This window comes from Streptomyces sp. NPDC030838 (assembly GCF_055572035.1).
The window spans coordinates 1-25,714 of record NZ_JBVIED010000010.1; the positions used below are offsets into that span (position 1 = coordinate 1).

At 69.8% G+C, this 25,714-nt stretch carries 19 protein-coding genes and 4 pseudogenes; 13 read left to right on the forward strand and 10 right to left on the reverse strand.

Features of this window, described 5'->3' with window-relative positions; genetic code table 11:
• Together ACZ42A_RS24270 and ACZ42A_RS24275 are read left to right on the forward strand one after the other, a co-directional pair.
• Positions 1 to 1,110, forward strand: a 1,110-nt coding sequence (locus ACZ42A_RS24270) for a sensor histidine kinase (RefSeq protein ID WP_468529348.1), incomplete at its 5' end; no start/stop codon positions are given.
• Positions 1,111 to 1,279: 169 nt separating this feature from the next.
• A pseudogene (locus ACZ42A_RS24275) lies at positions 1,280 to 1,930 on the forward strand (hypothetical protein).
• A 46-nt stretch (positions 1,931 to 1,976) separates the two neighbouring features.
• Here ACZ42A_RS24275 and ACZ42A_RS24280 read toward each other — a convergent pair.
• From ACZ42A_RS24280 to tap, 3 genes are all read right to left on the reverse strand, one after another.
• The gene (locus ACZ42A_RS24280; RefSeq protein ID WP_468529349.1) at positions 1,977 to 2,501 is read right to left on the reverse strand and encodes a hypothetical protein; all 525 of its coding nucleotides are present in this window, start codon (positions 2,499 to 2,501) and stop codon (positions 1,977 to 1,979) included.
• A gap of 83 nt (positions 2,502 to 2,584) precedes the next feature.
• Complete coding sequence (tpg, locus tag ACZ42A_RS24285) at positions 2,585 to 3,142, reverse strand: telomere-protecting terminal protein Tpg (protein WP_468529350.1); 558 nt, start codon at positions 3,140 to 3,142, stop codon at positions 2,585 to 2,587.
• A 9-nt stretch (positions 3,143 to 3,151) separates the two neighbouring features.
• Entirely contained in the window at positions 3,152 to 5,410 is a 2,259-nt protein-coding gene (tap, locus tag ACZ42A_RS24290) for a telomere-associated protein Tap (protein WP_468529351.1), read from the reverse strand.
• A gap of 321 nt (positions 5,411 to 5,731) precedes the next feature.
• Here tap and ACZ42A_RS24295 point away from each other — a divergent pair.
• Positions 5,732 to 6,178 (forward strand): annotated as a pseudogene (locus ACZ42A_RS24295) (PAS domain-containing protein); the annotation flags it as partial.
• 48 nt (positions 6,179 to 6,226) lie between these two features.
• Here ACZ42A_RS24295 and ACZ42A_RS24300 read toward each other — a convergent pair.
• The 3 genes and pseudogenes from ACZ42A_RS24300 to ACZ42A_RS24310 all read right to left on the reverse strand — a co-directional run bounded on the left by ACZ42A_RS24300 (position 6,227) and on the right by ACZ42A_RS24310 (position 7,898).
• On the reverse strand, positions 6,227 to 6,682 hold the full coding sequence (locus ACZ42A_RS24300) for an nSTAND1 domain-containing NTPase (protein ID WP_468529352.1): 456 nt from the start codon (positions 6,680 to 6,682) through the stop codon (positions 6,227 to 6,229).
• A gap of 55 nt (positions 6,683 to 6,737) precedes the next feature.
• Positions 6,738 to 6,905: pseudogene (locus tag ACZ42A_RS24305) on the reverse strand (nSTAND1 domain-containing NTPase); the annotation flags it as partial.
• A 117-nt stretch (positions 6,906 to 7,022) separates the two neighbouring features.
• Positions 7,023 to 7,898 carry an alpha/beta fold hydrolase gene (locus tag ACZ42A_RS24310; RefSeq protein WP_468529353.1) on the reverse strand — a complete coding sequence of 292 codons (876 nt, stop codon included), beginning with the start codon at positions 7,896 to 7,898 and terminating at the stop codon, positions 7,023 to 7,025.
• A 991-nt stretch (positions 7,899 to 8,889) separates the two neighbouring features.
• On the opposite strand from ACZ42A_RS24310, the gene ACZ42A_RS24315 reads away from it, so the two are divergent.
• Together ACZ42A_RS24315 and ACZ42A_RS24320 are read left to right on the forward strand one after the other, a co-directional pair.
• A complete protein-coding gene (locus ACZ42A_RS24315; protein ID WP_468529354.1) occupies positions 8,890 to 9,213 on the forward strand; it encodes a hypothetical protein in 324 nt (107 codons plus the stop codon).
• 926 nt (positions 9,214 to 10,139) lie between these two features.
• Positions 10,140 to 10,406, forward strand: a pseudogene (locus ACZ42A_RS24320) (alcohol dehydrogenase catalytic domain-containing protein); the annotation flags it as partial.
• Between the two features lie 110 nt (positions 10,407 to 10,516).
• On the opposite strand, the gene ACZ42A_RS24325 reads toward ACZ42A_RS24320, so the two are convergent.
• The 4 genes from ACZ42A_RS24325 to ACZ42A_RS24340 form a co-directional block, all read right to left on the reverse strand.
• Entirely contained in the window at positions 10,517 to 11,662 is a 1,146-nt protein-coding gene (locus ACZ42A_RS24325; protein ID WP_468529355.1) for an RNA polymerase sigma factor, read from the reverse strand.
• On the reverse strand, positions 11,659 to 12,078 hold the full coding sequence (locus ACZ42A_RS24330; RefSeq protein WP_468529356.1) for a YciI family protein: 420 nt from the start codon (positions 12,076 to 12,078) through the stop codon (positions 11,659 to 11,661). Before ACZ42A_RS24330 ends, ACZ42A_RS24325 begins: the two co-directional genes overlap by 4 nt.
• Before the next feature lie 530 nt (positions 12,079 to 12,608).
• Positions 12,609 to 13,613, reverse strand: a complete 1,005-nt coding sequence (locus tag ACZ42A_RS24335) for a MerR family transcriptional regulator (protein ID WP_468529357.1) — start codon at positions 13,611 to 13,613, stop codon at positions 12,609 to 12,611.
• 3 nt (positions 13,614 to 13,616) lie between these two features.
• Positions 13,617 to 14,288 carry a HEAT repeat domain-containing protein gene (locus ACZ42A_RS24340; RefSeq protein ID WP_468529609.1) on the reverse strand — a complete coding sequence of 224 codons (672 nt, stop codon included), beginning with the start codon at positions 14,286 to 14,288 and terminating at the stop codon, positions 13,617 to 13,619.
• A gap of 711 nt (positions 14,289 to 14,999) precedes the next feature.
• Between ACZ42A_RS24340 and ACZ42A_RS24345 the strand changes: the two genes are divergently transcribed.
• The 8 genes from ACZ42A_RS24345 to ACZ42A_RS24380 all read left to right on the forward strand — a co-directional run bounded on the left by ACZ42A_RS24345 (position 15,000) and on the right by ACZ42A_RS24380 (position 25,704).
• Positions 15,000 to 15,530, forward strand: a complete 531-nt coding sequence (locus ACZ42A_RS24345; protein ID WP_390629419.1) for a GNAT family N-acetyltransferase — start codon at positions 15,000 to 15,002, stop codon at positions 15,528 to 15,530.
• Between the two features lie 1,006 nt (positions 15,531 to 16,536).
• Entirely contained in the window at positions 16,537 to 17,919 is a 1,383-nt protein-coding gene (locus ACZ42A_RS24350) for a M64 family metallopeptidase (protein WP_468529358.1), read from the forward strand.
• A 374-nt stretch (positions 17,920 to 18,293) separates the two neighbouring features.
• Positions 18,294 to 18,728, forward strand: coding sequence for a hypothetical protein (locus tag ACZ42A_RS24355; protein WP_468529359.1), 435 nt, complete (start codon positions 18,294 to 18,296; stop codon positions 18,726 to 18,728).
• A gap of 593 nt (positions 18,729 to 19,321) precedes the next feature.
• A complete protein-coding gene (locus ACZ42A_RS24360) occupies positions 19,322 to 20,539 on the forward strand; it encodes an NAD(P)/FAD-dependent oxidoreductase (RefSeq protein WP_468529360.1) in 1,218 nt (405 codons plus the stop codon).
• Between the two features lie 92 nt (positions 20,540 to 20,631).
• On the forward strand, positions 20,632 to 21,528 hold the full coding sequence (locus ACZ42A_RS24365; protein WP_468529361.1) for an RNA polymerase sigma-70 factor: 897 nt from the start codon (positions 20,632 to 20,634) through the stop codon (positions 21,526 to 21,528).
• Between the two features lie 108 nt (positions 21,529 to 21,636).
• Positions 21,637 to 22,704, forward strand: a complete 1,068-nt coding sequence (locus ACZ42A_RS24370; protein ID WP_468529362.1) for an NADP-dependent oxidoreductase — start codon at positions 21,637 to 21,639, stop codon at positions 22,702 to 22,704.
• An 853-nt stretch (positions 22,705 to 23,557) separates the two neighbouring features.
• Positions 23,558 to 23,860, forward strand: a complete 303-nt coding sequence (locus ACZ42A_RS24375) for a hypothetical protein (protein ID WP_468529363.1) — start codon at positions 23,558 to 23,560, stop codon at positions 23,858 to 23,860.
• Between the two features lie 1,061 nt (positions 23,861 to 24,921).
• Positions 24,922 to 25,704: a polysaccharide deacetylase family protein gene (locus ACZ42A_RS24380; RefSeq protein ID WP_468529364.1), complete on the forward strand. Its 783-nt coding sequence runs from the start codon at positions 24,922 to 24,924 to the stop codon at positions 25,702 to 25,704.
• Positions 25,705 to 25,714: the final 10 nt, after the last annotated feature.

Below are 25,714 nucleotides of genomic sequence, written 5' to 3' on the forward strand. Positions count from 1 at the left end.
GCGCAAGATGACCCCGGCGGCGGTAGCGACCGGACCGCCGGTCAGAAGGCAATCGATCCGACCCTCGAACGCGGCGCCTTGCTCACCGTCGGAGGCGCCTGGGCGGGGCGGGCGGCCGCGCTGGCCGCGGCCGTACTGATCGCTGTCACCTTCGGATGGGGCCCGGGCGCCACGCAGGACGAGTCCGTCCCGCTCTTCGCGGCGGCGACGGCACTCGTGGTGCTGCAGGCCGCCGCGTTCCGGTGGGCGCCGCGCCGGGAAGCGGCCGTGGGCATCGGCCTTGCGGCGGTGGCGCTCACGCTGTGGCCCCAGCCGCTGGTGCCCGCCGCGTCGATCTACGAACGGGTCGGCATGGGCGCCTTCTGGTTCCTGCCCACCCTGGGAGCAGCCGCCGTGGGCGGATACCCCCGGCTGATGGAACACCGCAGACGCCAGGCCGTCCGGGAAGCCCGCCACAGCCAGCAGCTCGAACTCGCCCACGACCTCCACGACTTCGTCGCCCACGACATCAGCGGCATCGTGGCACAGGCCCAGGCCGCCCGCTTCGTGGCCGAACAGCATCCGCAGGCGGTGACCGGGGCACTGGAACGGATCGAACGGGCCGGCCTCGCAGCACTGGCTTCCATCGACCGCACGATCCACATGCTGCGGGACTCGGGCCACGAGGCCGGCGGCACATCCCTCCCAAGCACGGGCCAACTCACCGAACTCGTAAGGCGGTTCGACGAGACCGGCCACACCCGGGCCCGCATCCACATCGCCCCCGAAGCAGAGACCGCCCTGTCCCGCGAGACCGCCGCCACCGTCCACCGCGTCGTGACGGAAGCACTCACGAACGTCCGCCGCCACGCCCCCGACGCAACCCGCGTCGAAGTAGCCCTCACACTCGCCGACAAGACCGTCCAGCTCAGCGTCACCAACAACACCGGCCGCAACCATACCCGCACACGCCAACACAGCAGGACCGGCCAGACCGGCAGAACCGGCGGAACGGGACTATTCGCCGTCACCGAACGCGTCCGCGTCATGAACGGAACCCTCCACACCACCCGGCGTCACGGCACCTGGCGCCTCACCGTCACCCTCCCCGCCACCGGAGACACGGCATGACCACCACCCGCATCCTGATCGCCGACGACCAGGACGACATCCGCAGCGGCTTCCGGCTGATCCTCAACTCACAACCCGACATGACCGTCGTCGGCGAAGCCGCCAACGGCGGTCCGTGGCCGCCGACGGCGCCACCGCCATCAGCCTCGCCCGTACCCTGCGCCCCGACATCGTCCTCGCCGACATCCGCATGCCACGCCTCGACGGCCTCGAAGTCACCCGCCAACTCGCCGCCACCACCCGAGTCGTGGTCGTCACCACCTTCGACCTGTCCGTGTTCCGCTTCCTGGAGATCCGCCGCAGCCGCGAGCCGGTCCCGGCCGACTTCGTCCACGGTTTCGGCGCGCTGATCGCCCGCACCCTCTCCGACCTCACCCCCGCGGAGCGGCACGTGCTGCGCTCGATCAGCCTGCTGGACTCCTTCGACCTGACCCTCGCCACCGCCGGCCTCGTCCACGAGGCCCCCGTCCAGCGGCTGATCGAGCGGCCCTTCGTCCGCGAGAACCCCTTCGGGCTGGGGCCCCTATCAGCTGCACGGCCTGATCCGCAGCGCCGACGACGCCACCGACGACCGCTGGACCGACCGCGACTGGCACCAAGCCGCCGAGCGCGCCCTGCACAGCCTCGGCGCCCAATGGACAGCCACCGAGGCCACCGGCCGGGACCGGAGGCGGCCACGACCGCAAAGAGCCGAAGGCAAGAGCCGCAAGCAGGTTGTCCTCGCCCTTGCTCGCCGCCGCCTCGATGTCCTGTGGGCCTCATCCGTGATCAACAGACCTTCGCGGCCCAGCCACCTCGGCACCATCTCGCTGCCTGCTGATCCTGCTGTCGTGAAGGACTCCTGTCGGCTGCCACCATGACGCGTCTCAGCCCTTGAAGAGAGGATCGTAGGGCTCGCCCTGCGGCGTGAAGATGAGGACGAAGTCCTTTCCGATTCCGAGCACCACCTCCCGCAAGCGGGCCAAGACGTCCTCTTCGGTGGCAAGGGCAAGGCCAAGGGCCGCGGCGGCACGGTCCCGTCGGGCCACGAGGTCTGGCATGTCCTCCAGGTACTCGGCTGCGAGCTTGCGACTCTCCTCCGCGGTGAACGCTTGGCAGCCGCGCCACCATGGGGCGACCAGCAGGAGCCGCAGGAGTTCGGGCAGGCCGATCGCGATCAGCGCCGCACTTCCTTCGGAGTCCGCGTACAGGACAGGACGTTCCTCGCCACCTTCGCCGCAGAAGAAGAAGGTGCCCCCGGCGCCGTCGCCGGCGAATCCCTCTAGCGCGGCGCCCGAGGCGAGGGGGACCTCCTCGATATGGTCGCCTCGGTGCAGGTCGAAATCGCCCGGCCAAGCGAGGAAACGGGCAGCCTTCTCCTGCTCGCGGACGGCCGTGATCAACGATTTCATGCGCGGAACCTGACGCCCGCCCGTTGACAAGCATCATTGGGAATCAGTCACACCGGGCTCGCAGGCTGTTCGGGGCACGCCCGCTACAGCTCGAACTCCAGGTGCTCGATGTCCGTGAAGCGGACCTCCTCCAGTTGGCCTGCGCGGCGGCCGTTGTCCTGGAAGTAGATCTCCTTGAGCGCTTCGGCGGCGATCTTCTTGAGTTCTTGTTCGCTGGCGTCGGCCTCGTGGGCATCGAAGAGGCGGGCGGCGAACCGCGGCGGCAGCGCCACCGTGAGATGGCGGAGTCGGGCGTCGTCCGTCGTGCCGACCGGCGCGGTGTAGCCGATCCGGGCGAAGGTGTCGATGACGATGCCGCCGGTCGTCGCCGCCTTCTGCCGCGCCCTGGCGCGGATCTGCGGCTGCCACCGCTTCCTCACCTCACGCTCCAGGCGCGCGGCGAGGTCCGGGCGCGGCTTCTTGATCTGGTTCTTCACGTACCGTTCGACGGTGCGCTGGGAGATGCGCAGCATCTGGGCGACCGGCTTGGTGCCCTTCAACTGCTTGACCAGGTACCTCATCTGGGCACCCGCGCTCTTGGGCGCCGGGCGAGTGAACGCCTTCTGCACCGCGGCGTCCAGGCCGTCCCCGAACAGGTCCATCGCCCTCTCCTACTCCCCGTTGTCGACGCCGGTGACGGTGCCGTCCTTGATGTACCGGGCGAGGTTGAGCTCCGGGGCGTTGAACCGCTCGCGGACCTCTTCACCCCACAGGACGGTCTGGGTGCCCTCCCACTTCACCAGGCCCGGGTTCACTCCGAGCTTGAAGCCGCCGGGCAGCGGCTTGCCGTCCCGGTACGGCAGGAAGTCCAGCGGCGATTCGCCGTTGGCCGCGTACACGACGCAGTCGGACAGGATCGCGATCGGGTACTGGCCGGTGAACGCCGCGTGGCGCACGATCTTGCGGTGCAGGTTGACCCGCGTGCGCGAGATGACCGCCGCGCGGATGTCCGGCCGCCACGTCGGCCGGGACAGCGCCCGCCACGGCTCGCCCGGCCGCCAGCCCTCGCCGCGCGGGCGCTCGCGCAGCTTGCCCAGGCCACCCTTGACCGTCGCCTTGATCGCCGAGACTACGATCGCCAGCTGCGGGTCACGCTCCTTATAGCCGTCCATCGCCGCCAGGAAGTCGGCCGGCGCCATATCCGCGTGCACGCCGAGGTCGGCCATCGTGGCTAGGTAGGCGTCGCGCAGCCGGTTGTACCAGCCGTCCAGGTAGCGGCCGTTCTCGTAGCGGACGTACGCCGCGATCGGCGCGACGTCGTAGCCCAGCTCCACCGCGTACGCGACCGTCGGCGTGGCGTACCAGGCCGGGCCCTCGGGGCGCTCGCCGGTCGGGGTGAACGGGCTGGGCAGCAGCGAGCCGTCCAGCCCCACCCACTCTTTGCCGGCCTTCACGCGGGACAGGTCGACGTGGGACAGGTCCACCAGCCACGACCCGGGCAGCTTCGGGTCGAACACGGGGTTCTCGACGTGGGTGGGCGCGCCGAGACCGACGATGAGGCCGTTGGCGCCGGCGGCGAAGGCCATGTTCACGTCGATGCCGACCAGGTGCCGCAGGGTGCACTCGCCGTCGGTCATCGGCCGCGCCCAGTCGTACGCCTCCTCGAACAGCTTCTCGCCGGGGCCGCGGACGTGGAAGCGCGGCAGGTCCGCCAGGAGCGGGTGGCCGTCGGGGGCCTCGCAGGGGGCGCAGTCCACCGGGTCCTTGCCCAGCGAGCCGGGGTTGTGCTCGGAGTGCCGTCGGCCGTCGGCGTCGGGCTCGGAGGCGCGGGTCGGCGGGTGCAGCGCGGTCATCAGCTCCAGGCCGGTGACGGCGGTGGAGCCGCGCGGAGTGATCACCCGGTACGCGTACACGCCCAGGAGCCGGGCGAGTTCCACCGACGGGAGCTGTGCGGCGTTGCCCCAGTGGCGGGAGTCGAGCGCGTGCCAGGACGGGATGCACAACTGCACGCAGGAACGCTCCGAGCCGGTGGCCGGGCGGTAGATCCGCGCCCACGGCCCGAACCCGCGCTTCGTCAGCTTCCAGTCGGCGCGTGCCAGTTGCTTGACGACCTTGTGGCCCTCCGGGATTCGCCCGGCGAGCCGCTCCTCGTCGGTGAGGGCGACCGGCAGGCCGTAGCGCTTCAGCGCGGCCTCGGTGAGTACGAGCAGCGGGTCGGCGTCCTTGCCCGGGCCGGACAGCTTCGGCTGCCCGAGCTTGGCCTCGGTGAGCGTCCACTCCACCAGGGCCGGGATGCTCTTGGCGGGCACGTCCAGGACAAGGCCGCCGGTGCAGTACGCCAGGACCTGGCCGTCGGCGTCGACGTCGATGACCGCGAGCGGCCCGTTGGCGAAGCGGGGGTCGGTGCCGCGCGCCGGGGTGCCGGCGGGGACCTTCTTCGCGCTCGCGCGGCGCGACGTCGATGACGAGCTGGACGACCTGGTGGTGTGTGCCGGACCCGCCGCAGCGGCCGGGGCGGGAACGGCGGCGGGACGGGATTGGGTGGTCTCAGCAGTAGTCATGGCCGCGGCCTCGGACGTCTGCCCTGTGGACAGAGTCCGCGCTTGTGGTGCCGGGGCTGCTGTGCTGGTGAGCGTCTCGGGCACCGCCGTGTCCTGCGCGGGCTGGGCGGGGTTGGCGTCGACGGGGAATCGCTCCGCCCAGGCGTCGAGGAGTCGCTGGTATGCCTGGCGGCGCGGGGGGCGCGGCTCGGAGCGGCCGGCCTCCCAGTTCTTCACGGTCTGCGTTGTCGTCTGCAGTGCCTGCGCGAGCCGGGCCTGAGTGACTCCTGCCGCTTCGCGCAGTCGTGTCCGCTCGGCGGGCTCGGGCAGCTCCGGCTCTCCCGCGAGCAGTGCGTCCACGGCTGCGAACAGCTCATCTTCCGTCGGCATGCTCCACCTCCATCTGGACCCTACCGCAACTTACCCTTAGATTTGCGCTTGATTTGACCTTGAATTTTCCCTCAGCTTTGTAATCAAGGTTGGGGAGGTCGGTAACCGAAGCCGAAGCCGCTTCGTAATGTGATCTCTCGCATCGAAGGTTGAGCATTCTCAGCGAAGGTTGGGCGCCGATTCGTGAGCGGCCGGACAGACGGAGGCTGGGTGAGGCCCCGCAGGCCTCAAGGCCTGCGATGTGCCCCGCTGTCTCAACCTCGTGGCTGACGCTCAGCCTCACATGAGAGGTCACGCCATCGAGGGGCGCGGCAGCTTGTCGAGGGGACCTTGGCCCTCATCGTCGTTCTCGACGCGCAGCTGCGCCATCTGTATGTGAACCCGGCATGGGTCCGGGTCAGTGGCGTGCCCGCCACCGCGTTCCTGGGACGAACGCTCGGGGAAGTACTGCCGGACCTCCAGAGCCCGGACGACGCCCCGTACGAGGTACTCGCGGACGGGCAACCTCGGGAGGCAACCATCGCCGGAACGACGAGGGTCTCCTCGCCGCTGGGGCAGAGGCTCTGGCGAGCGGTCTACCACCGAGTGGATCTTCCGGGACAGGATGCGTGTCTGTGCGGGATCAGCGTGGAGATCAGTAGCCTGCGCCGCTACCTGGACGACCTGGAGACGGCGCATCAGCGGCTTGCCTGCTGGATGCCGCGGCCACGCGCATCGGCACCACCCTCGACATCGAAACCACGTGCCAGGAGCTGGTCGATTTCCTGACCCCCGCGCTGGCCGACACGGCCGCGGTGGGAATCGTCGAAGAGGAGTTCACCGGTGCTCCCCCACCTCCACCCCCATCGTCCAAGAAGCGCCGGTCAAGTCCGGGGTCGTACTCAACCGCCGGAGGGGCTTGAGCGGTTCGGTGATGACGGCGTGCAGCTGGTCCTGGGTCATGGGCGTGAGCGGAAGTGTCGCGCCGCGCTTGAGCGCGGGGCCCAGGTGCGGGTGGCTCAGTGCGTCGTCCATGAGGTCGGCGCGCAGGGTGACGAGGACCCGCAGACCGGCCTGCCGCTGCTTCGGGAACAGTAGCTCGAGGGCATCGAGGATCTCGGGTTCCGGGCGGTTCAGCAGTGCTTCGGCCTGGTCGAGTACGACCAGCAGCCGTTCCGCCGGCCGCCCTGTGACCCGGTGGAAGGCATCCGCGAGCCCTAACTCGCCCAGGCGGTGGTCTACTTGGTCGACGTTCTGCGTGCGCAATGGGCCGTGCTCTCCCGACGTCGCCATCTCGAACAGTGTCGGTGGCGAGCGCTGCCGGCAGGGACGAGAATCGTGTGGCGTTCGCCGACAGAATCCGGTAGCCGTCCTTTCTCATCCTGGGCACCACACCGGCCAGTGCGAGCGAGGACTTGCCGCAGCCCGGCGGCCCGTACACCGTCACCGTGGGCTGATCGCCCCGCAGGGCGGTGACGACTCGCTCGATGTCGTCGCCCCGGCGGAAGAAGACATCGGCTTCATGAGAGTTGAGCGGCGGATGTTCACAGCTTCAGGAGGCGCCGGCGCAGAGCGCTGTTCGATTCCCGGTCCAGCCGGTTGGTCGCAGCTGGGCTGCTCGATTTCGCCATCGTCACCGGATGTGGGCCAGCAGGGTGCGCAGGACGGCCTCCGCGTGTGTCCAGAGCAAGGATCCCGCGGCGGCGGGAAGCAGGTGCCGTGTCGCCGTCGGGATCATCTCAGTGAGCGATTCACCCAGATCCGGAGAGTGGACCGGGCTGGTGTCCTGCTGTCCGTACCAGAGGTCGACCGGGACGGCGATGTCGGCGGGGTCGAATGGCCAGCGGTCCATCGTCAGGACCGTGTCGCGGGCATAGCCTGCCGGGCCCTGGCTGAATGCCTCCTCCATCGCGCGCCGGAACGCGTGCTGGAAGACTGGGTTGGTGTATACGGCTCGATCTGTCTCGGGGCTTGTTGTGGTGATCAGATCCCATAGTGTGTCGGCGCTGCCGAAGTCGGCGAATGAGGCCTCAGCAGCTTCGGGGTCGGCCGCGACGGTGTCCACCATGTCCTTTACCTGCGGGCTCAGCGTGTGGGTGAAGCGAGGGTGGGCGAGTTCGTCGCTGCCGGATACCACGGCCACCGCGTTCACCAGATCGTTGGCCGCCAGGGCGAGGGCGAAGGGTGCTCCCTGCGAGAAGCCCACCGCCGCCGGCGCTCGCAGGGCCCGCTTTTGGATGAGGTGCCCGATGTCGGTGGCCCAGCTGGTCAGAGTTCGGGCAGGTGCTGGGTCGGAGGCGCCGAGGCCGGGCCGGTCCACGCTGATGAGCCGGATTCCGGCCGAGTCCACGACACCGCCGCCGAAACCGAGCCACCTGCTGGTGGCCGCCCCTGGGCACACCAGTACCGGGGTGCCGTCGGCCGGTCCCCATTCCGCCCAGCCCAGGAGTCGACCATCCAGCAGTCGGGTCTGCCCGAGCCGCGCTGGTTCCCACACTCCGTAGTCCATGATCCGTATTATCTCCTGCCTGCATCCACGCAGTGGCGGCCCCCAACAGGCTGCGGCAGGGAGAAAGGGAGCAGCGCTCGGCGCTGCGGAGTCCATACTGTTTGCTGAGGGCGGATGGACGTGACGGAAGTTGCCCGGAAACGACTGTTGGCTACGGCGGTTGGGGCGACAGTACTGGGCCGTTGAAGAGCGTGCTCCGGCTGGAGGAGCTGTTAATTTCTCGTCGGTCGCGGACATCGCGGTGCTGTCGGTCGACACGAACGTCGGGGCGATGCGCGTTGACGCGCAGCCGCGGCGGGCGCCGAGTGTCCGGGGTGCGGAGCGTGGTCCGGTCGTGTTCGCGGCTTCTACCTCCGGTTTCCCACTGATGTACCCAGCAGCGGAGGAAGCGTTGTCGTCCGGCTGTGGGTGCGTCGGTTTCGTCTGCTGGAACACCGCATGCGCGCGTCGTACCTTCGTCGAACAGATACCTGGCTGACTCGCAGACACGGTCAGCGGACCGAGCGGCTGCGTTCCCCCCTGGCCGCGGTGGAGCTCGCCTTGGCGGGCCGGGCGGGCGCCCGCCCGGCCCGCGTTATCGGGTGTCTGTCAGCCGCAGCACGGTCCTTCGCCTGATCGACGCTCTTCGGCAAGCCCGATGTGCCCGTGGCAGGGGGTGGTGGGTGTCGACGAGTACGCCACCCACAAGGGACGCCACTGCGGCACTGTCCTGGTGGACGTCGAAACCCGTCGTCCCGTCGATCTGCTGCCCGACCAGGAGGCGTCCAGCCTGGCTAGCGCAGCGGCCTGGTGCCGACGTTGTGCCGCGATCACGCCCCCCTTCCTCGCCGAGGGCGCTGCGATCGGGGCCCGCAGGCGACCGACCTGGTTGGGGAGTCGGAACAAATCCTATGAACGTGCCCGCTGGCGAGGGGGTGGGAAATAGGCTTGGCAGCGCGGTCGTCGGGCATAGACCGCTGCGCTTGTGCTGTCGCCATTGATGGGAGCCGGAATGGGCTATTTAGACGGCATAGAACCACGCCTCAGGAAGACGTTGGAGCTTCGCAGACTCTCCCTCCACGAGCGGGCAGACAGGAGGGACTACTTCGACGTGTACTGGAATGACGGCCTCAAGTACGCTCCCAACGACCGGGGACTCCCTGTCGGGGTCCTAAGCGTGTCCGCCTTGCGCCCCCGCGGCTTCATGCAGCGCAAGGTTGAGTTCTGGTGGGTCACCGTTTCGACGCCCGTGGTCCATGAGGTCGCCAGCAGGCTTCCTGACATCAACGAAGCCATCCGCGTGTTTCTTCTCCATCTCCCTGACCGATACTCCTGAACCAACCACTGGCGGTGGCCTTGGAGTCCCCTGCGGGTCCGGCGCGCCGACGGGAGGGTGGATGAGGCGTGCTGGACGTGCTTGACGGGCAGCACCGGGCAGGACACGACTGGGTGTTGGACAGACACCATCTGCTGTCCCTGCCACAGGTACGGCCGGCCAAGGCGCTGGGCCTGGGGGAGTCTGTTGAGTTCGTCGACCGTTACGAGCGGGGGTGTCCGTGCTGCCGGGCGGTCTGGTGCGATGGGCGGCCCGCCGCCCCACCCGCACACGCTTGAGTGCAGCCTGCGCGCCGGGCTCCGCTCGCCGGGTGGGCAGGGTCCGGCTCTGGGCTGTGCGCGGTCAGGGGCACCGGACGTGCGGTGACACCGATCGTGGCCGGTCGTTCACGGGGCATGCTCAATCGACGCACCACGGCCACGGCCCTCCCCCCGGGCACCGCCCTCGCCACAGCCGCCCCTGCCGCGGCCGGTGGCATCCTGCCGATCGGCTCCCCGCCTTCGGCACCTCCCGCGCCAGCCATCACACCGGCGCCTGCGCCGACGGCGTCGCCACCCACGGCACCGGGGCCCGCCGACGGCAACCTCGCCGGCCCTCCCCCTCGGCTGCGCTCTCGACCAGTGCGGCGGCGCTGGCTTGCTCGTGCTGAACGACGAGTGCGCGGCGGCTTGGGCTGAAGAAGTAGAGGGCGTGAACGAACTGACGCTGGAGCAACGAGAAGGCGTTCTCTTCGACCAGGTTGTGTCATGCGTTTTCGATTCCGGCCCCCTGAGCGGACGGCTCCGTGTAGGTCGTCGGCGTCGAGACACTGGGCAGAGAAGCGGAGACTGCTCAGCCTTCGGATGAGGGCACCTGGTCGAGTTGAGGTCGTTCCGCAGGCGGAGTAGCGGACCGGGTGGCGGTGGCGGCCCGCGGCGGGCGAGGTCCGCGTCCGAGTGCGCGCTGGCGGTGTGAACCCGGCCGACGTCACGCTGCGCGACGGTTTGCTCGCTGACCGGTCCAAGGAACTCGTGCCGCTGTTCATCCCCGGCATGGACGTCGCCAGCACGCTCGATGAGCCCGGCCCCGACCTGCCGGATGGCTTCCCGCTGCCGGTGGGAGACGTTGTCGTCGCTGTGGTCGGCAATCATCACGGCGGTCACGGCGGCTACAGGCCCTACGTCGTGGTCCCGGCCGCCTCGGTCACCGCGTAACCCGCGGGAGTCGGCTACCCGCAGGCAGCGTCGTTTCCGATGAACGCGCTGCACGCCGCTGTGGCCATTGGGCCGCGTCGTGTGCTGCGGGGAGTTCCGGGCGGGAGCTGTCAGCGGCGTCGTTGGGCGTTGAGCCGGGCGGCCTGGCGTGTCAGGTGGTCGCGTTCGGCGAGGTTGGGGGCCTTTCGGGCCGCCTCGGCGTAGAGCCGTGCCGCTGTCGCCAGGTCGCCGTCGCGCTCGTGGAGGTAGGCGGCCACCGCGGCGTGGCGGGGCAGTGAGGCGTCCAGGGCCGCGAGCGCGGCCAGGCCGGCGCGTGGTCCGTCGGCTTCGCCGACGGCGACGGCGCGGTTGAGGCGGACGACCGGGCTGTCGGTCAGGCGTGCGAGTTCGTCGTACCACTCGACGATCTGTACCCAGTCGGTCTCGTCGGCGGTTGGGGCGTCGGCGTGGAGGGCGGCGATGGCGGCCTGGGCCTGAAACTCGCCCAGCCGGTCGCGCGCGAGGGCGGCCTGCAGGATCTCGATGCCCTCGGCGATCAGGTTGGTGTCCCACCGGCTGCGGTCCTGTTCGGCGAGGGGGACCAGGCTGCCGTCGGGTGCGGTGCGGGCGGCGCGCCGGGCGTGGTGGAGGAGCATGAGGGCGAGCAGTCCGGCCACCTCGGGGTGGCCGATCTGGGTGGCGAGCTGCCGGGTGAGGCGGATGGCTTCGGCGGCGAGGTCGACGTCGCCGGAGTAACCCTCGTTGAAGACCAGGTAGAGGACGCGCAGCACGGTGGCGACGTCGCCGGGCTGGTCGAAGCGCACGCCGGCCACGGTGCGCTTGGCACGGCTGATGCGCTGGGCCATGGTGGCCTCGGGCACCAGGTAGGCCTGGGCGATCTGGCGGGTGGTGAGCCCGCCGACGGCGCGCAGGGTGAGTGCGATGGCGGACGCCGGGGTCAGTGACGGGTGGGCACACAGGAAGTAGAGCTGGAGCGTGTCGTCCGCTGAGGGTCCGGCTCCGGGCGCCGGCTGCTCGTCGACGAGGTCCTCACGGCGGCGGCGGGCAGCGTCGGAGCGGGCCTGGTCGAGGAACTTGCGCCAGGCCACGGTGACCAGCCAGCCCTTGGCGTCTCGCGGCGGGTCGGCGGGCCAGACGCGGACCGCCTCGAGAAGCGCGTCCTGTACGGCGTCCTCGGCCGCCGCGAAGTCGGCTCCGCGGCGGACGAGGATGGTGAGCACGCTCGGTGTGAGGCTGCGGAGCAGGGCCTCGTTCATCGGTGGGGGCACTCCGTGGTGGTGGGCGAGGCGGTGAGGAAGGGGCGCACTTCGAGCCATTCGTGGATGGGCTTGCCGCCCGCTCCGGGGGCGGCCGACAGTTCCCCGGCCAGTTCGATGGCGCGCTCGTAGCTGTCGACGTCGATCACCATCCAGCCGGCGATGAGGTCCTTGGTCTCGGCGAAGGGTCCGTCGGTGACCGGCGGGCGGCCCTCGCCGTCGTAGCGGACCCATGTCCCCTCGGGGGCGAGCGCCTGGCCGTCGACGAATTCGCCGGTCTTCTCCAGCCGGGCCGCGAAGTCGTTCATGTACTGCACGTGGGCGGAGATCTCCTCCGGCGTCCACTGGTCCATGGGGACGTCGTTCACCGGAGCCGGGGCACCGCGGTAGTGCTTGAGCAGCAGGTACTTGGCCATCGTGTGTCTCCTCGGTGCTGGTGCGACCCATTGTGGTCGCGTTCACCTCGGGGACGGAGCCAGTCATGGGTTCTCGACATCGCCGTGGCGATTTTTTTGGCTCTCGTGGATGAGCCTGGGTGAGCCGTTTCGCGGTGTCCGGGTCCACGGCGGGCGTGGCGCGAGGGCGAGACGGGGTGAGGCCTTCCAAGGTCAGCAGCGGCCAGGCATCGGATCGTGGTGGATGCCGATCCATTCGGCGGAGCGGTTCGTCGCTGTTCAGCCGTTGTCGTCGACTCGGGTTCTCGGGCGTGGCCCGGTGTTGCGGAGGTTGTATTCGGCGAGGCCGGCCTGGTCGTCGGTGGTGGTGTAGGGAGGGCCGCGCCGATGGTCAGTGCGAACAGGTCGCAGATGCGGCGGGGATTGCCTCCGGTGGCCTCGGCTTCGTGAAGGAGGTGGTCCTCGCGGAGGCGGCGCTGGGGATGCCGAGCACGTCGTTGATCCAGATGTGGCTGACGGGTTCTATGCCCTTGTCACCTTCTACGCCCTTGTCACCGTGCGTCGCGTAGCAGAAGAAGGTACGCCGCAGTCAGCGCAACAGCACGGTCGACATCATGCGACAGCTCGACCAGGGCACGTGACGCCCTCGTCCCCGGGATGCCCGCCAGCGCCTGGGTCAGCCGTCCGCGTGCAGGCGCTTCTGTAGTGTCGTGGGCGAGGCGGTCGACGAGCCTGCTCGCGATCTCATCCGCCGCCGCGGTGTCGCTCACCAGGACGCTCAGTGCATCGGCTGCATCGGTGTCGTTCCTGCCCTCCACGATCATGTCGATGAGCGTCGGGACCGCATCGGCCACACCACGTGTCCCGAGCGCCACAGCCGCATACCCACGGACCACGACGTCGGGGTGCGCGAGGGCATCCCGCAGCTGCGCGGCAGCCTCCCCGCCCGGCATCTCCACCAGGCACTGAACGGCATGTTCCCGCACCGCGGCCACCGGTGAGCCGAGGCCCTCCGCCAGCAGTGCCGTGGCGCCATCACCCAATCGCGCCAGCGCCCATCGAAGGGCTCCGGCCACGTTCGGGTCTGTCTCGCTCAGTACCGCCTCGACCAGCGCCTCCACCGGCACCGGAACCGTGTCGACCGAGGAAAGGGCCGCACGCTGGCGCGCGTCGGCGCTCTTCGACTCCAGTGCCTGCAGCAGCGCAACGACCTGGAGGACGTCCTCCCAGCCGGCGGGGTCTGCGGCATCGATCCGGCGCAGCCGCGTGAGCAGGTCGGTCTCCGCAGCGATGCGTTCGCGCGTCTGACGGATGAGGTCGCCGACGAGCGTCGAGGGCGTGAAGCCGGGATCGTCAAGCGCACATCCGATCTCACGCAGCGACAGCCCGAGCGACCGCAGGCTCTCGATATGGAAGATCCGCTGGATGTCCTCCCCGGAGTACTCCCGATAGCCGGAGCCCGTACGACCCGAAGGTCGCACCAGACCGAGCGACTCATAATGCCGCAGCATGCGGGCACTGACCCCGGACCGTCGCGCCACCTCGCCAATCAGCACGCCCTATCGTCCCTCCCGGCCGGACCCGCCGAGGGCCACGACGCGCTTCGCCTCCTCGATCGCGAACCCGAATCCGGCGTCCGGGTCGCGCAGCAGCCGTTGCGTCGCGAGCGCGTGCGCGCGTATGCGCAGGTCAGGAGCCGTCGCCGCAGCAAGCAGAGCCGGCACACTCACTTCACCCAGCGCGACCAGCGCCCGGCTCAGACTCAGCTGCGTCTCCCGCCCACCACGCCCGAGCTGCGTCACCAGCACCGTGGCCAACGCGGCCTCCTCACCTTCCGGTACGAGCACGACGGCGGCCCGCCAGGCGCTCCGCGCGACCTCGTCGTCGGCGTCGGACAGAAGCGTCCGTGTGATCGCCGGCCACGCCTGCCGGTCCCCGATCTTGGACAGCGTGTGCAGCGCCTGGCTCCGTGCCTGCGCACACTCCGAGCGGACTTCGCGGAGCAGCCCCGGAAGCGTCACGGACACCGGGTGGCGAGTGAGCGCCCAGGTCAGCATGTCACGGACGAAGAATTCAGGCTCGACCGCGCATCGCTCGATGAGCTTGCCGACGAAGCGCGGGTCAGGCGCCGTGCCGACCGCCAGAGTAGCCCGCAGGCGCACGGACGCGCGGCCGTCCTCCAGCCCGTGGAGCGCTCGAACCGCATCCGTGTCCTGTCTCGTGATCGTCATCAAGACCACCTCCTCGGCACACAGTGAAGACCCTGTCACCGTGTCAAGGTCAAACAGAGCCCGTCGCGCGAGCACCAGTCACCTGCTGCGTCCCGAGCCTGGCCATTGAGCGTCGTGTAGTTGCCGAACCCAAGGAGGTGACCCGCCAGTTATCCACGTAGGCGAAGCGTGCTCAACCGGATCCCGGACGGCCGCGAACACCCCGCCCCGCTCTGGAAAGCCCAGTTCAGCGGCGCCTTCACCGCCCTGCACGCCAACACGATGCTCCGCAGTCCCAACAGCGGCGGTGATCTCGGACTGCCGCGAGGAGCCTGGACCGGGGGCCGGGGGGGCGACCGAACACCGCGGCGGGAGAGGGTTGTTCGTGCACCGTGCAGGGCTGCCGATGCCGTGCACGGGACGTCGGCTGCACGTCGGTCCATGGCGAGACCACCGCCCTCCCCTGCCCTCTGCGGGGAACGGCCCTGCCGCCTCGCCATCCCCGGCCGCCAAATGCCGCCGCTGTGCGCGTCCGGGGTGTCTGAGCAGGTGTCAATCGTCATTTACTGTTGGCCGTTGAGCCTGATACGGACCCGGTCAGGCGGCTGTGGGCGCGTGCGTAGTGGGGCGAAGCGGGTGTTGCGACGACCGTTGATCAGCCCGGGGTGTTTGATGTGCGGTGCTCAGGATATTCGCTGGTCGCCGCTTGCTGGTGGTGTTCATACTGCCGCAATGGATCCGGTGACTCTTGAGACCGACCGTCTGGTGCTACGGGCCTTCACACCTGCCGACGTGGATGCGGTGTACGAAGCCTGCCAGGACGAGGACATCCAGTTCTACACCCCGGTGCCGGTGCCGTACCGGCGTGCGGACGCGGAGAAGCTCGTCGGCGAGAAGCTGCCCGCTCAGTGGGCCGAGGACAGGGACTACACCCTCGGCGCGTTCCGCAAGGACACCGGCGCCCTGGTCGGCTCGTACTGCCTGACCCTCATCAGCCGCGGCGTCTGGGAGCTCGGCTACTGGGCGGTCAAGGAGCAGCGCGGCCGCGGGTACTCGGTGGAGGCCGCTCGGGCCCTGTGCGACTGGGGCTGGGCCACGCTCGACGTGCACCGCATCGAGTGGTGGGCCATGGCCGGGAACACCGGCTCGCGTGCCGTCGCCGAGAAACTTGGCTTCACCGTCGAAGGGACACTGCGCAATCGCGGCATCGCCAACGATGGCAAGCCGCACGACTGGTGGGTGGGCGGACTGCTGAGGCCCTGATGCTCGGGCCGATGCTTCGCCGGCTGCGTTGGCTCTTCTGCAGGGAGGTTCCCAGTTCGGACAGTTCCCGCAGAAGAGCCACACCATTGATCATCGGCGGGCAGCCGTGACGTGGCGGTGGCCGCACGGGTTCTTCGAGCGTGACCCACGCACCGGGCTCCCGCACGCCGCGCCCACCGAGCTGTACGGCATCGCCCGCTCCACGATCTCCCGCGCCATCGGGGAGATCCGCCCGTCGTTGGCCGTGCGTGGCTTCGCAGTCCCCGACGACTCCCGCGTACGACTTCGGACCCTGGCGGACGTGTTCTCCTACGCCGAGGCCGCGGGGATCCGGTTGCGGATCGATGGCGCCGAGACCCAGGTTCGCCGCCCGAAGGCAGGCAGGCCCGGACGGCGGGCCTTTGTCTCCGGCGAGAAGAAGCAGACGAGGGCTACCGAGGGCTGGCCAACGGGTTCCCCGACCAGATCAGCGCCCCGTCGAAGAAGCCGAAGGGGACGCGCCGCTCGGCCAGCGGTACGTCTGGCGGGAGATGCGCCGACGGCAGTCCTCAGAGCGGATCTGCGTCGAGCACGCCACGCCGAATTGCGGCAGTGGCGCCCGCTCCAGCGCTACACCGGCCCACGCGAGGACCACGCCGAGACCCACCCGGCGATCGCTTCGCTGGTTTCGGACCGTTCGGCTCGCCGACCGACCCGCCGCAAGCCGAGCACCGAGCTCGTGCTCGCCCGGCAGGCCGCCTGCTGATCAACCACCAGCCGTCCGGCCAGGCCGGCACGCCCAGACCTCAATCGCGGACCAAGTTACGGGCTGACGCAACGTCAATTAGCCTGCGCTACTGTCGAACCCGGCGCCCCGTGTCTTGTCCGGATCGTCCATCATGCTCTCTCCTTCACGCCACTCCCCCACCCTGAGGCGTTGTGCGGCATCACCAAGTCCCCTAACTTAAGTGCGAAGTTACCTTCACTTAAGTCCGCACTTAATCCCTCTGGCGTCAAGGAGGATCCCTTGCGCAGATCCAGCACATCCATCCGCAGACCGTGGGCGATAACCGCTGCGGCCGCTGCCTTCGTGTGCGTTCTCGCCGCCCCATCCGGCAATGCCGCGGCGCAGCCGACCCCCGACCAGGTCCAAGTGGAGATACCCGGCCCGGAGCACTCCGGGCCAGAGCCGCTCTCCCAGGCGCACGTCGAGGCCGGAGCCGGGTACGCCTGGGTTCCCCGGCAGGGCAAGCAGACCAAGCCGTCGCGCGACCTCTCGTCGGCCGAGACGCTGGCCGACGGCGCCGTCACCAAGGTCGTCGACAACGGCCCCACCGCGTACCGCCTCGACATCGTCTTCGTAGGCGACGGGTACACCGCGGGCGAACTGGCGCAATTCCACGCGGACGTCAGGGCACGCTGGGCGGAAATCGCGGCTGTCGAGCCGTACAGGACGTACACGGGTCTTTTCAATGTGTGGGCGGTGGACGCGGTATCACGCCAGTCCGGTGTCTCCGGCGATCCGAGTGCGGACGTGGTGCGGGACACGGCCCTTGGCGCCTACTTCTGGTGCGCCAACTACGAACGGCTGCTCTGCGTCGACCAGGCCAAGGTCGACTCGTACGTCGACAACGCCCCCGACGTCGACCTGGTGATGATGCTCGCGAACAGCAGCAAGTACGGCGGCGCCGGCTACAACACACCGAGTCCGACGCTCGGTTACGAGGGCATCGCCACATCCTCCGCCCGCAACGCCCTGTCCGGTCAGGTCGCCGTCCACGAGACAGGCCACTCACTCGGCAAGCTCGCGGACGAGTACTTCTATCCCGACACCCCCGGCTACGAGCGCTATACCGGGCCCGAGCCTCACGAGTCCAACATCTCGAGACTGACCGCCGCGCAGATGCACAGAGCCCGCACCAAGTGGTACCGCTGGCTCGGCGAGACTTCGCCGGACGGCGGTGTGGTCGGTGCGTATATAGGCGGCGGGTACTACGTGACCGGCCTCAACCGGCCGACGGACGGCTCGCTGATGCGCTTCAATGGCAAGCCCTTCAATCTGCCCGGAGTCGAGGCGATGATCGCCGGTTTCCACCGGCATGCCACCGCCGCGCGCGCCCTCACGCCGACCGAGCGGCCGCTGCGCCCCGGGGACCGTGCGCGCATCCTCCTGACCCACCCCACAGGGTCGGACGCACGTCCTCTGGAGGTGCGGTGGTACCTCGACGGCGAGCTACTGAAGACACCGGCGAGGGATGACGCGATGCAGGTTCCCGAACTGCGACTCGACAGACGCCACTCGCAACCGCACCACCTGACGGCGGTGGTCACTGACCCAACCGAATCGGTCCGCGATCCTGCCATCGCCAAGACGCTACGGACGACTCTGACCTGGAAGGTCCACCCCTGACAGCAGAGATCGACGGGAGCGAAGCGGCCTCAGCGCGAATTGTCCGCGCTGGGGCCCCAGCGCCTCTCCAGACATGAGCAGTCTGGCCGCTCCGTCGGCTTGCCCCGCTGCTTCCAGCAAGAGGTACGCACGAGACTTGTGGCGGTGGTGTCGGGCCCACGCCTCCAGGCCGCCCAGCGAGGCGCCGCCGTGCTCGTCGCGCAACGGGCGCGCCACCTGGCGATGGAGCTCTACAGGCCCCGCAGCGACTGCACGGCCGGGCGGGGGATGCTGCGGACGGCGCTGGAATCGGGCAGCGGACCACTGCGTCCACCCGATGGCCCGGCGAGGAGCGGGCCGACGCCTGCTACACCCAGATCCGCAGTGCGCTCACCATGACATTTCCCGACGGCGAACCGGTCGCCGAGTTCATGCTGCACATCCACGACGACGGCACCGCCGGGCTGGCGCTGGCACGACGAGCCCTTCGACGCGGTGAACCCGTGACGACCTGGGTTCGCTGCCTCTGGGACGAGGAAGACGTCTGGTTCTACTTCGAGTTGGACGCCGATGGCTATGTGATCCGGCAAGTCGAGTTGCAGGAGCCCCGAAGCAAGGCTCTGGCCGCTGCCTCGCTGGCCGAGTGGCAAGAAGCCCAAAGAGACGGCCGGTCAGCTGAATACGAGAGCGTCTACGGTCTGACCGCGGAACCACCCATCTCCGAGTGGGAAGGGCACGACCCGCAGGCGTTGTCGGCCGATGAGTTCGAGATCGTTTGGTCGACCGCCCGCGGTGAGCTTCAGGATCGTCAGCGGCACCTCTCTTCCTGACCACGTCCACCGCTGCGGCTTCCGACCAGGAAAGTGCCATCTTCAATGCGAAACCGGCTGTCAAGTGTCTCGCCAGCCTGACAAGGTCCTGCTCAGGCGGCATCACCCTCGCCATGATCCATGAGACGCGCCAACCGCACCGCCCACACGTCTTCGCGACGCCTCGTCACTGCCCCCAGCAAGTCGCGGTCGAACCTGTCACCCCGCAGGTCATCCGCCTCGCCCCTGCAAGATCTGATGAGACGGGACAGAAGAAGACGACCGAGGCGGTACGCGTGTCAGCGCGTGGTCTCGCCCGCGGACCGGCGACTGCTCCACGGCCGGGTTCCTCGGCGTACCTCGACCGCGCCAGACGGCGTCCCGCCCCCCACCACAGCAGCCTGCTGGCCGTCGGTGCTCGCGGACGCGGGCCCCGAAGTCGCCGGAACCGCGATCGGGGCCACCGTCGCCTGCCCCTCGAAACCGCACACCGCCGTGGTCACAGCTCTGGCAGCGCCCAGTGAAGTGATCTGACTCACAGCCCACTCCGTCCTGTCACAGCCGCCGATGGCGCGGTGACTTAAGGCCGAGCACCTGAAAACGGAGGAGGCACCATGACAGGGAACATGCATGTAGTCGTGATCGGTGGCGGATATGCGGGCGTGATGGCCGCGAACCGGCTGACGCAGCGCGACGACGTGACCGTGACGCTGGTCAACCCGCGCCCGGACCTCGTCCACCGGGTCCGCCTGCACCAGCTGGTGGGCGGGTCCGACGACGCGGTCGTCGCCTACCAGGACGTCCTGGCCGAACGCGTCCGGCTGGTGGTCGACACGGTGACCCGGATCGGCGCAGCCGAGCGCAACGTGACGCTCGCGGTCGGCGGCACACTCGACTACGACTACCTGATCTACGCCGTAGGCAGCGGCAGCGCCGAACCGAGCGTGCCCGGAGCGGCTGAGTTCGCCTACCCGCTCGCCACCCTGGAGGAGGCCCAGCGGCTGCGGGCGGTCCTCGACGCCGTGCCCGCGACGGCCCCGGTGACGGTGGTCGGCGCCGGTCCCACCGGCATCGAGACCGCCGCCGAGCTGGCGGAGACCGGCCGCCGGGTGACCTTGGTGTGCGGCGGCGTTCTCGGGCCGTACCTGCACACCCGGGGCCGGCGTTCGGTCGCCAAGCGGCTGGCCAAGCTCGGTGTGACGGTGATCGACGGCTCTGACACGAAGGTGACGGCCGTGTCCCGCGGCAGCGTGCGGCTCGCGAACGGCCGTGAGCTGCCGAGCGAGGTCACCGTCTGGACCGCCGGCTTCGGCGTTCCCGACCTGGCCGCGCGCAGCGGGCTGAGCACCGACTCCGTGGGCCGCCTGCTCACGGACGAAACGCTGACGAGCGTGGACGACGAGCGGATCCTCGCGGCCGGGGACTCGGCAGCACCGTCGAACCAGCCGCTGCGGATGAGTTGCCTGAACGCGACGCCGCTGGGCGCGCGGGCTGCCGACACGGTGCTGAGCCGACTCTCGGGCGAGCAGCCGGAGCCCATCCACCAGGGGTTCTACGCCCAGTGCATCAGCCTCGGCCGGAGCGCCGGCATCTACCAGTTCGCCAACCGGTCGGACGTCGCCGTGTGGCTGCACATCAACGAAGGTCTGGGCGCAATGATCAAGGAGATGGTCTGCAAGAGCATCCCCGGGCACCTGTCCGGAGAGGCACACAAGCCCGGTTCGTTCCGCCTGCACCGCGCGCCCGGAGGCGTCGCCAAGCGCCGGCAGCTGCTGCACGCCAACGGCGCCCACCAGGCCAAGGCACCGGCCGCCCCTGACCGGACGGCCTGACCGGTGCGTGCCGCGAGGGTCCCGCTGTGGACGCACGCGAACGCGGTCGGCCGCCAAGGCCGCACGCGAAGGACGACGAGAAGGGACGAGAGTTGAGCGACGACGCCACCGCCCCGATGACCGAGGCGTTCCTCGCCCACCGCAGCCTCCTGTTCACGGTCGCCTACGAGGTGCTCGGATCGGCGGCCGACGCCGAGGACGTCCTCCAGGAGAGCTGGCTGCAATGGGTCAAGGCCGACCGGGGGCAGGTGCGCGACCGGCGCGCCTTCCTGGTCCGGATCACCACCCGCCAGGCGCTCAACCGGCTGCGCACCATCAAGCGCCACCGGGAGGCATACGTCGGCCCCTGGCTGCCCGAGCCGCTGCTCACCGCGCCGGACGTGGCCGAGGACGTCGAGCTTGCCGAGAGCGTGTCGATGGCGCTGATGCTCGTCCTGGAGACGCTGTCGCCGACCGAGCGGGCCGTCTTCGTACTGCGCGAGGTGTTCGACATCGGCTACGACGAGATCGCGGCCGCCGTCGACAAGAGCCCCGCGGCCGTACGCCAGATCGCCCACCGCGCCCGCCGGCACGTCGATGCCCGGCGCCCCCGCCAGGTGGTCTCCTCGCACGAGGGCCAGGCGGTCCTGGAGTCGTTCCGGCGTGCCGTGGAGACCGGGGACCCGCAAGCCCTCCTTGGGGTGCTCGCCCCCGAGGTCGTCCTGATGAGCGACGGCGGCGGTTTCAAGCACGCTGCGCTGCGGCCGGTCACCGGCGCCGAGCGGGTGGTCCGTATGTTCGCCGGCGGCATGGGCAAGTTCGAAGGCAAGTTCACCACCGAGCCGACGCTGGTCAACGGCCACCCGGCCCTGCTCGTGCGCATGGGCGGCGAGATCGACGGTGTCATGGCGATCAGTGTCGAGGACGGCCTCATCACCGGCCTCTACTACGTCCGCAACCCCGAGAAACTCTCGCACGTCACTTCCGCGACCCCGCTCACCCTGCGCTGAACACCACCGGCCCCCGACGGGCGGAGATCAGCCCTTCCAAGGCCCCTCTGCCCAGGGGACCCGGAGAGATATCCGATGAGCCATGCAAGCGAGCGAAAGGGAGAAGTCATGAAGGCAGTGCGCTACCACTCCTACGGCGGCAGCGGCGTCCTCGTCTACGAGGAGGCAGACCGGCCGGTGGCGGGTGTGGGCCACGTAGTGGTGCAGGTGGCCGGCACCTCGTACAACGACGCGGACTCCGGCCTCCGCGCGGGCTTGCGACAGGACCTGCTCCCCCTGGCCTTCCCGCACATTCCCGGCCTCGACCTGTCCGGAGTCATCACCGAGGTCGGCGAGGGCGTGCCCGACTGGAGCGTGGGGGACGCGGTGGTCGCGCTCCTGCCGGCGGACGCGCCCGGCGCGGCAGCCGAATACGTCGCCGCACCCGCCGAGGCGCTGGCCCGCGCTCCCCGCACCGTCGAGCTGGCCGACGCCGCTGCCCTGCCCCTCGTCGGGCTGACGGCATGGCAGGCCCTGTTCGAACACGCCGGCCTCAAGCCCGGGCAGAACATCCTGATCAACGGGGCAGGCAGCGCGGTGGGCGGGTACGCCGTCCAGCTCGCCGCGCAGACCGGTGCCACCGTGACCGCGACCGCCGGTGCGCGCAGCCGCGACCGAGTCCGCTCCTACGGCGCGGACCGGGTCGTCGACTACGCCGTGACCCCCGTCGTGCAGGCGCTGACCGGGCAGCACTTCGACGTGGTGCTGCAGCTGGCTCCCGCCAGCCCTGAGGAAAACGCGCAGCTGGTAGACCTGGTCGCCGACGGCGGAGCCTTCGTCAGCGTCACCACTCCCGGCCCACAGGATGCCGGGCGCGGGGTGCGCACGGTGCACGTGTTCGTGCGCAGCGACGCCACCCAGCTCGCCGGCCTAGTCGCCCGCGTCGACGCCGGAGATCTGAAGATCGAGGTGGCCCAGCGGCTGTCGCTGGCCGACCTGGCCACGGTCCACGCCCGCGCCGCCGGCCGGTTCGCCCGCATCGCCGAGCTGGCCGCCCAGGTCGAGGGCGGAGACCTGGCCGAACGACTGCGTGCCGACCAGGCCGCCGCGGTCCGCGCCCCGGCTGCCGCCGGAGAACTGGCCGGCAAGACCGTTCTGACCCCCATGTCGCCGGCCAACGCCGCTCCCCACCCCTGAGCCCATAGCCCGCCGAGTCAACCCCATTGCTCGCCCGTTCCATCCGGCTCGGCCGAGACCGTGAGGAAGTGCCACGTTCGTGAGACTGAGCGGCTGTGCCACCGACCTGAGACAGCGGAAGCACCGCTGGTCAGCGAGCACAGCCTGTGCCACGGATCGCGAGACCCTACATCCGGGGATCGCTCGGCCTGCTCGTCCTCCAACTGGCATGAGCGGGCCGATGTCCGCCCGCTCCTCGCGGATGACCCGGCGCAGGAGTATGGGAGCTTTATGTCGGTATTGTCATGTACTTCCGCAGCTTCGGGGCGAACGGGCGAGGCCAGGCCGCCAAGCGCCTGCGAGTGCGCGCGGGCGCCTTCCGATCGGTGCGGCACACCGGGCTCGTCCCGGCGCCGAACGTCTCCTCCTGACAGTGATCGCCGACCGCCGCGGAGGCGATGGACGCCGGTCCGGGCGGCGCTCCCGACCCCTCCGATCCCCGGCAGCGCGGCGGCGGACCGCAGCACCCAGGCGCCGACACACCGAACATGATCGGCAAGAAGGCCGACGTGCCGTAGTCCCCGCAGCTTGTCGGCCGCGGCCTGCCCACCGACCTGAAAAGGTTCGGGATGCGACGCGCGCCATCAGGCGGCCAAGCCCCGCAACAGGCGTGCTGCCGTCTGTCAAGCCACGCGATCCCGGGGCGTTACGCCATCCGATTCCCAGGGCTTACTGGATGCGGGCTCACGCCCATCAACGGCCCGCCGGACCACGGCCCCCGGCCGAGTGGCTCGATGGACATGTGCCGTCAGGGGCCGTGAACCGACAGGGCCGTTCAACGCCCCTCCACCATCCCCTCCAGAGGAGAACTGTCATGTCCCACCCCTTCCAGGCGCGGCGCTTCGTCCTTTTCACCGCCTCGGCGGCCATGGTCGCAGGATGCGCACTGATGCCCACCGGCGCATTCGCCGCTACCCCGGAGACACCACACGCGGTCACGGTCGACGCCGCCCACCCCACGGCCGATGACCAGGCCGAACCAACCGACGAGAGCGACCCCCCTGACGACCGGGAATCCGATATGCCCCGCACAGGGAACACCGTCCCAGAGATCACCGATGCCTTCTTCAGGGACAAGGTCCCCGATCAGTTCATGAACGCGGCAGGCCACCCCTGAGCTGAGCGGGCCTGGGATATCACGGCCGCCGAACCTTCCCTGCGGGAACGTTGGGCAGTCGTCGCGTCGAGCCGGCCTGGCGCGCCATCGCCGCCGGCCGCGACGCCTGCCCCGGCCGGCTCACCACATGCCCGGAATCCATGGCCTGGACCACGAGGGTCCGCATCTGAGCAGGCCAGCCTCATGGACCAGGCGCCGACCGGCATGATCAGTCACCCTTGCACGGCTGTCCTGGAGTGCCAGGCACACCACGCGCCGACTGCTCCGACCGCCCGGCGTCGGCCGAGAAATCCGCGCCACCATCGTGCACCCTGCACCCGCCGCCGGGCACCGGGGCGCGGACCGCCCGCCAGAGCATCAACCGGCCGGCACCATCACCGGCTACGACCTGTCCGGTCGATCAAATCCGCAGCCAGACGGCGAGACAGGTTGGAGCGCTCGAGCCGGCGGCAGCGATCCAACGTGTACACCAGGCCCGCAGCGCGGGCACAGGGGCTCCCCCGCGGCGTCTCGCCCTGGGATGGTGGTCACATGGGCCGCTCCCACCCTCGTGCTTCACATTCGCAGGCCTGGCGAGGAAGACCCGCCGATGTGGCCGCTCGATGTCCGTGACGACGACGGCGATCTCCTCACCGGCCTCGAAGTCCTCCGGCGGACCAGCCGCAGGCCGGCCGTTGCCCTCTCGGAAGGGGGCCAGCCCCACGACTCCACCCCCAAGGCCGACGAAGACGCCGATGGGCAACACCCTGTCGACCATCCCGCGCAGTCCTTGGCCCACTACGGTCCGGTCGGCGAAGGCTTGGAAGGGATCAGGCTCAAGGGAGCGCAAGGACAGCCTGGCCTCTGCGTTGCCCGTTGGAGATCCACTGCTGGAAGTAACGGGGCGAGACGTGCGGCGATCGCGTCGCCGGCCTGCCACGCCATGCTCTCCGCCCTCCTTGCGGTCTTTGCGGCCGTCGTCGCAATGGCTCGCTCGCTTGATTGCTCCGTCCGTTTGCACTGCGTGGCCGGCCACCGTGTCAGCGCAGCGGCACGCCCCAGCCCTGCTACAGATCCCCTCTGTGATCACACACCGCGCCCTGCTGCACACGGCCTGCGCCCTCGCCGCAGCTACCGTTCTGACCGCCTGCGGCACAGCGGCGGCCCCCGCGAAGCCAAAACCGTCGCCGAGCCCGTCACCGAGTCCGTCGCCGTCCTGGGCCAAGCCCCACCCGGTGGACTGCCGCAAGGCCAGGTGCGTGGCGCTGACCTTCGACGCCGGCCCCGACCGCTACACGGCCCGCCTGCTGGACATCCTCAAAGCCAAACGCGTCAATGCGACCTTCTTCCTGCTCGGCAAGTCCGGCGTGGTCCGCCACCCCGACCTCGTACGCAGGCAGGCAGCGGAAGGACACGAACTGGCCAACCACACCTGGACCCACCCCCGCCTCACCGGACTCCCGGAAGCCGAGATCCGCCGCCAGCTCACCCTCGTCCAGGAGAAGATCGAACAGCTCACGGGCCGCGCACCCTCCCTCATGCGCCCGCCGCAGGGACGCACCGACCAGCGGGTGGCGGCTGTCAGCCGCTCACTCGGCCTCGCGCAGATCATGTGGACCGTCACTGCCAACGACTACCGCGACCACGACCCGCAGGTCATCACACAGCGCGTACTGGCAGGCGCCGGGCGCCACGGGATCATCCTGCTGCACGACGTCTACCCCGGCACCGTCCCGGCCGTCCCCGCGATCATCGACGGTCTCCGCGAACGCGGCCTCACCCCCGTCACCGTCACCCAGCTGTTCGCCCCTCACAAACCCCGGCCAGGACACGCCTACTGGAACGCACCACACACGAACCCTTAGGGGATGCCGC